Raw genomic sequence first — 6,479 nt, forward strand, 5'->3', positions numbered from 1 at the left:
CTTCCGGTTGCGGTCGGCTCTTTCTCTGGGCCGACTCCCCGGGTCCGGGGAGCCCCTTTCGGCCCCCCACGGCGTCGGTGGGGTGGGGACGGTGCTCGGGTGGGGCCGCGGTCGTTACTTGACGACCACGGCGGCGGCCAGCTTCGACAGCGGCTCGCCCAGCGAGTTGACCGCGTCGGAGAAGGTCTTGCGCTCGGCCTCGGTGACCTTGTCGTAGGAGGTGAAGGTGCCGTCGGCCTGCTTGTACTTGGCGAGCAGGGCCTGGATCGCGGTGAACTCGGAGTCCAGGGTCTTGGCCAGCTCCGGGCTCTTCTCGGCGGCGACCGGCTTCAGCAGCTCGTAGGCCTTCTGCGCGCCCTCGACGTTGGCCTGGAAGTCGGCCAGGTCGGTGTGGCTGTAGCGGTCCTCCTCGCCGGTGATCTTGTTGGTGGCGACCTCGTCCAGCAGCTCCTTGGCGCCGTTGGCCATGCTGGTCGCGGTGATCTCGGCCTCGGGGATCTTCTTCTGCCAGTCCTTGAGGTCGTTGACCAGTTGGTCGGCGAGCTTCTTCTCGTCGTCGCCGATCTTGGCGTCGGCCCAGAGCGACTTCTCCAGCTTGTGCCAGCCGGTCCACTCCTGGCCGGCCTCCAGCTTGTCCTCGCGGGTGTCGGTCTTGGGGTCGACGTCGCCGAAGCTCTCGGCGACCGGCTCGGTGCGCTCCCAGCCGGTGCGCGACGGCGCGTACAGCGACTTGGCCTTCTCCACGTCGCCGGCCTTGATCGCGGCGGCGAAGGCCTCGACGGCCGGGATGGTGGCGTCGGCCTGCTGCTGGGCGTACGTGCGGTACGCGTCGACGGCGGCGGTCAGGCGCGGGTCGGCGGCGGCGGCACTGGCGCCCTCGCCGGTCACGGTGATCTTCTGGCGGATGCCGTCGCCGACCATGCCGGGCTTGCAGGCGATCTCGTAGGAGCCGGCCTTGATCTCGGCGTTGATGGTGGCCTTGGTGCCGGGGCCGATATTCTCGCGCTCGGTGACGATCTTGTCGCCGGCGCCGTAGACGTAGACCTCGGTGGTCTTGGCGCCCTTGTTGCTGATGTCCAGGACGACGTGGCCGGCCGGGAAGCTGGTCTTGGAGACCTCGCAGGCGGTGTCGGTCGCGTTGATCTTGACCGCGTCCGCGCCGCCCGCCTTGTCGTCCTTCTTCGCCGCACAGCCCGCCAGGGTGGCGGTCGCCACGGCGAGGGTGAGCAGCGCGGCTGCGGTGGAACGGCGACGGGCGGACATGCGGGCTCCAACGGAAAAGGGCATGGGTGTGCCAGGGCGGGGCAGGGCTGAGCACCGGTGGGGGCGTCGAACCAGCGACAACCCCGCCTTAGCTAAGGCATACCTTACGTAAAAACTTTTTTACGTCCATACCCGCCCCCGTCGGAAGCGGGCCGACCGCCCAGCCTGCCCACGCCCCGACCGGGACCCGTCAGCGCCCCGGCGTACGCCGCGCGGCCGCCCGGGCCGTCCACCGGCCCTCGTGCCGGCTGATCCGGATCGGGTGGCCGAAGGTCACGCTGATCAGCTCGGTGGTCATCACCTCGTCCACCGGCCCGGCCGCCACGCACTCCCCGTCCCGCAGCAGCAGGGCGTGGGTGGTGCTCTCCGGCAGCTCCTCCAGGTGGTGGGTGACCAGCACACTGGCCAGCTCCGGGTGCTGGTGGCGCAGCAGGTCCAGACTGTCCAGCAGCAGCTCGCGGGCGGTCAGGTCCAGCCCGGTGGCGGGCTCGTCGAGCAGCAGCAGGCGGGGGCTCGGCATCAGCGCGCGGGCGATCAGGGCCCGGCCGCGCTCGCCCTGGGACAGGGTGGTCCACGCCGACTCGGCGATCGCGCCCATGCCGAGCGTCTCGATCAGCTGCTCGGCCCGCTCCAGCACCTCGGGGCCGGGCTTGCGGTGCAACTCCGGCTCGATCGTGTTGGTGTGCCCGGTGAGCACCACCTCGCGCACGCTCAGCGGCGAGCGCAGCGGGTGCCGGGGGTTGACGTGTCCGAGGTGGGCGCGCAGCTCGCGGATGTCCACCCGGCCGAGCCGGCGGCCGAGCACGTCCACCTCGCCCCGGGTGGGGTGGGAGACCGCGCCGAGCAGGGCGAGCAGGGTCGACTTCCCGGCGCCGTTGGGGCCGAGCAGCGCCCAGTGCTCGCCCGGCTCGATGGCGAGGGTGATCCCGCGCAGCAGGTGGCGGCCGTCGCGTACGACGTCCACGTCCTGGGTGCGCAGCAGCGGGCCGTCGAAGGACGGGACGGACGAGCTCATGGGGGCGGACCTCCGAGGTGCGGCGCCGGACAGGGCGCGGGCGAAGCGCCGTACCGGACGGGCCGGCGCCGACCGTCTGCGTGCAGAGTACAACCGTCACCGCACGCGGGTCCGGGCCGTCCGAGGAGTGGACGCTCCAGAACCCTGTCACCCTGCGGGAGTTGGGAGGATGATCTGGGCATTCGGAGGGGACGAGGGGAGCGCCGATGCCGACCGACGGGGAAGCGGCCGAGGACCGGGCGGCCGACACGCTGCACGGGCTGGTCGAACTGCGGGCCGGGCAGGCACCGCAGGCGGTGGCCGTCCGCTGCGGCGATGCCGAGCTGACGTACGGGGAACTGGACGCGCGGGCCGACGCCCTGGCCCGCCACCTGGCGGCGCGCGGCCTGGCCCCCGGCGGCCGGGCGGCGGTGGCCCTGGGCCGCGGCACGCGGGTGTACGTCGCGCTGCTCGCGGTGCTGAAGGCGGGCGCCGCGTACGTGCCGCTGGAACCGAGCGCGCCGGACGCGCTGCTGCGGCACGTCCTGACCGACGCCGCCCCGGACCTGGTGGTGACCGAGGAGAGCCACCGGGTGCGGCTCGCCGACGCGAGCCCGGCGCGGATCGTCTGCCTGGACACGGCCGACCTCACCGAAGAGCCGCCCGACCCACCGGGGGCGCCCACCGGCCCGACGGACCTCGCCTGCGTCCTCTACACCTCGGGCTCCACCGGCCTGCCCACCGGGGCCCTGGTCGAGCACCGCAACCTGCTGTCCGCGTACCGGGGTTGGCACGAGGTGTACGGGCTGTCCCCGGCGGACCGGATCCTGCAGACGTCGAGCCTGGAGTTCGACGTCTTCACCGCCGACTGGGTCCGCGCGCTGGGCTCCGGCGCCACCCTGGTGGTCGCCCCGCGCAACCTCACCCTGGACCGCCGGCGGTGACGGCCGCTCGGCGCTGACGACCTGCGCTGACGGCCTGCGCTGACGACCGGTCAGCGCAGCGCCTCGAACATCCCGGCCAGCCCGTGGTGCGCGGCCGTGAGCAGCGCCTGCGCGGCGTCCAGCGCCTCAGCGCTCGGCCCGGCGAGAGCGAGGCCGACGGCGGGCTCCGGGTCGTGGCCCGCCGTCGGGATCAGCGGCAGGAGGGTGACGTCGAGCCGGGCGCAGCGCGGCCGCAGCCGGTCGAGGTGGTCGTGCAGCGTGCCCGGGGCGAGCCGGGCGCCGAGCGGCATCGCGTCCAGGGTGCGGACGAGGTGGCCCGGGCCCCGCACCTGGTCGAGGCGGGCCCGCAGCATGAAGGCCACGGCCGGGCCGGTGAGCCGCAGGTTGATCTCGGTGGGGGCGAGCCGGCGCCGCCGGTCGGTGACGAAGTCCACGTCGTACCAGCCTCGGTAGCCCTCGGCGGCCAGCCGCTCCCCCACCGCGAGGGCGAACCGGCGGGCCGTCGCGGCGGCGCCCCGGGGCACCGCGTCGGGGCCGACGGTGACGCCCTGGTAGCGGGTGCCGGTGACGCGCATGTCGCCGGCGCCCACCGGGTGCACGGCTCCGTCGGGGCCGACCAGCGCGTCGTAGGTGAGGTCGCGCAGCCGGGCGGCCGGGCCCGGGTCGACGTGCTCCTCCAGCAGCAGGCCGCCCTGGGCGGGCAGGAGTTCGGAGCGGACCAGGCGCCGCAGCAGGGCCCGGCCGCCGCCGGCGGCGAACAGGTCGGCCGGCTCCACCACGACGGTGCCGTAGCCGCCGACGCCGTGCGGGCTCTTCAGCACGGTGGTCAGCCCCCGGGCGGCGCGGGCGGTCAGCCGGCGGGCCGCCCGGCCCCGGCCGTCCGGGCGTTCCTGCCGGGGGACGACGACGCCCGGGTGGTCGGGGGCGAGTTCGGCGAACAGGTCGTGGGCCGCCGCCTTGGACTCGTAGCGGTGCACCGCGGCCAGTTCGGGGCCCTCGCCCTGGGCGGCGGTGCGGCCCCAGGTGACCACCGGCCGGCCGAGGGCGGCGATCCGCGCGGCCAGGGCCGGCCGTTCGGCGAGCGCCCGGGCGACCGTCCGCTCGGGCGCGACGCCGCCGTGCACCTCGACCGGGCCCCACTCCAGCTCCCGGGCCAGCCAGTCGGTCCACTCCGGGCCGACCTCGGCGGGCAGCACCAGCAGCGCCGGTTCGAGGCTGTAGCAGGTGGCCAGGCAGGCGTAGTGGTGTGCCTGCCGCAGCCGTCTGGCGCGCTGGGCGGCGTCCATGCCCGAGGCGAAGAACTGCTCGTTGAAGTCCGCGACGTTGCCCACGTGGACAGCCGCCCGACCGCCGGTCCAGGCCCCCACCCATCCGTCCATGGGGGCGAGCCTAGGGCCTCGTCAGGTCATGCGTCATGCGTCGGAACGCGATCGGCCATATGCGGCACGGGTGTTGATTTCTGCTCACTTTTGATTTGAACAGGACACAACTTGGCAAAGATATGACCATTCCTCTAGCTCTATCTGACTGATCGCCGTCAATGTCGGTCGCAGCTCTTTTCCCTGCAGCTACCCCGACTGGAGTCCGAGTGAGCCCCACCTCCTCCTCCCGCCGCCCCCTCGCGGCCGGAGCCATCGCGGTCGTCGCCGCCCTCGTCGCCGTCGCCGTCCCCACCGGCACGGCGACCGCCGCCCCCGGCATGCGCGAGGCCGCGATATCCCAGGCCCGCGCCAACGTCACCCACAACGCGGGGGTGTTCGGCTTCGGCGCCGGCCAGGACCTCGTGGTCAAGGACGTCGTCCTCGACGCCGACGGCACCCAGCACGTCCGCTTCGACCGCACCTACCAGGGCCTGCCGGTGGTCGGCGGTGACCTGGTCGTCCACCAGGACGCCCGCGGCCGGCTCAAGGACTCCTCCCGCGCGGCCGCCCACGACGCCGCCGTCGGGTCCACCGTCCCGAAGGTGCCCGCGCAGGCCGGCGCCTCCGCCGCGCTCACGGCCGCCCCCGGCGTCCAGGACGCCACCAGCACGCCCGAACTGGTCGTCTGGGCCGCCGACGGCACACCCCGGCTCGCCTGGCGCACCACCGTCGAGGGCACCGGCGAGCACGGCCAGCCGGCCGGCAAGGTGGTCGTCACCGACGCCACCACCGGCGAGCAGATCGAGACCTACGACGCCGAGCACCAGGCCTCCGGCACCGGCCACTCCGAGTACACCGGCGACATCACGATCGACACCACCGCCCAGAGCGGCGGCGGCTACACCCTCAAGGACTCGGTCCGCGGCCACGTCACCAAGGACGCCAACAACGTCGCGGCGAGCGCGCTCAAGGCCGGCTCCGGCACCGCGTTCACCAGCACCACCAACGTCTGGGGCGACGGGAAGAAGTTCTCCACCGACCGCTCCACCGCCGCCGTCGACGCCCACGCCAACACCGCCTGGACGTACGACTACTACAAGAACACCTTCGGCCGGAACGGCATCAAGAACGACGGCAAGGGCGCCACCGTCTTCGTCCACGTCGGCACCAACTGGGACAACGCCCAGTGGTCCGACAGCTGCTTCTGCATGATGACCGGCGACGGCGACGGCAGCACCGACCCCGAGCAGGTCGACCTCGACACCATGGGCCACGAGATGACCCACGGCGTCACCAGCGCCACCGCCAACCTGCGCTACAGCGGCGAGTCCGGCGGCCTCAACGAGTCCACCAGCGACATCTTCGGCACCATGGTGGAGTGGTACGCCAACAACAAGGTCGACACCCCCGACTACCTGTTCAGCGACCAGTCCACCCCGCCGTGGCTGCGCCGCTTCGACAAGCCCTCGCTCGACGGCCGGTCGGCGGACTGCTGGAGCAGCTCGGTCGGCAAGCTCGACGTGCACAACTCCTCGGGCGTCGGCAACCACTGGTTCTACCTGGCCAGCGAGGGCAGCGGCAGCAAGACCATCAACGGCTACACCTACAACAGCCCCACCTGCAACAACTCCACGGTGGCCGGCATCGGCAACCAGAAGGTCGCCAAGATCTGGTACCGCGCGCTGACCGTCTACATGACCTCCACCACCACCTACAAGGGCGCCCGCACCGCCTCCCTGAGCGCGGCCAAGGACCTGTACGGCCTCAACAGCACCGAGTACAAGGCCGTCGCGGCGGCCTGGAGCGGCGTCAACGTCAACTGACGCGCACGGTCCGGGGGGGGGGGGGGGGGGGGGGGGGGGGGGGGGGGGGGGGCGAGGGGGGGGACGGGGGGGGGGGGGGGGGGGGGGGGGGGGT

5 protein-coding genes are annotated in these 6,479 nt (G+C 73.3%); 2 read left to right on the top strand and 3 right to left on the bottom strand.

What is annotated here, in order from left to right; genetic code table 11:
- Positions 1-114 precede the first annotated feature (114 nt).
- The gene (gene efeO / locus AC07BF_RS36880) at positions 115-1,263 is read right to left on the bottom strand and encodes an iron uptake system protein EfeO (protein WP_478334536.1); all 1,149 of its coding nucleotides are present in this window, start codon (positions 1,261-1,263) and stop codon (positions 115-117) included.
- A 190-nt stretch (positions 1,264-1,453) separates the two neighbouring features.
- Positions 1,454-2,278: an ABC transporter ATP-binding protein gene (locus AC07BF_RS36885; RefSeq protein ID WP_363589514.1), complete on the bottom strand. Its 825-nt coding sequence runs from the start codon at positions 2,276-2,278 to the stop codon at positions 1,454-1,456.
- 206 nt (positions 2,279-2,484) lie between these two features.
- Here AC07BF_RS36885 and AC07BF_RS36890 point away from each other — a divergent pair, with 206 nt between their 5' ends.
- Positions 2,485-3,201, top strand: a complete 717-nt coding sequence (locus AC07BF_RS36890; RefSeq protein WP_478334537.1) for an AMP-binding protein — start codon at positions 2,485-2,487, stop codon at positions 3,199-3,201.
- Positions 3,202-3,251: 50 nt separating this feature from the next.
- On the opposite strand, the gene AC07BF_RS36895 is transcribed toward AC07BF_RS36890, so the two are convergent.
- Positions 3,252-4,580, bottom strand: coding sequence for a hypothetical protein (locus tag AC07BF_RS36895; protein WP_478334538.1), 1,329 nt, complete (start codon positions 4,578-4,580; stop codon positions 3,252-3,254).
- Positions 4,581-4,789: 209 nt separating this feature from the next.
- Here AC07BF_RS36895 and AC07BF_RS36900 point away from each other — a divergent pair, with 209 nt between their 5' ends.
- On the top strand, positions 4,790-6,385 hold the full coding sequence (locus tag AC07BF_RS36900) for a M4 family metallopeptidase (protein WP_478334539.1): 1,596 nt from the start codon (positions 4,790-4,792) through the stop codon (positions 6,383-6,385).
- Positions 6,386-6,479: the final 94 nt, after the last annotated feature.

It is taken from the genome of Kitasatospora sp. NPDC043950 (assembly GCF_056435345.1).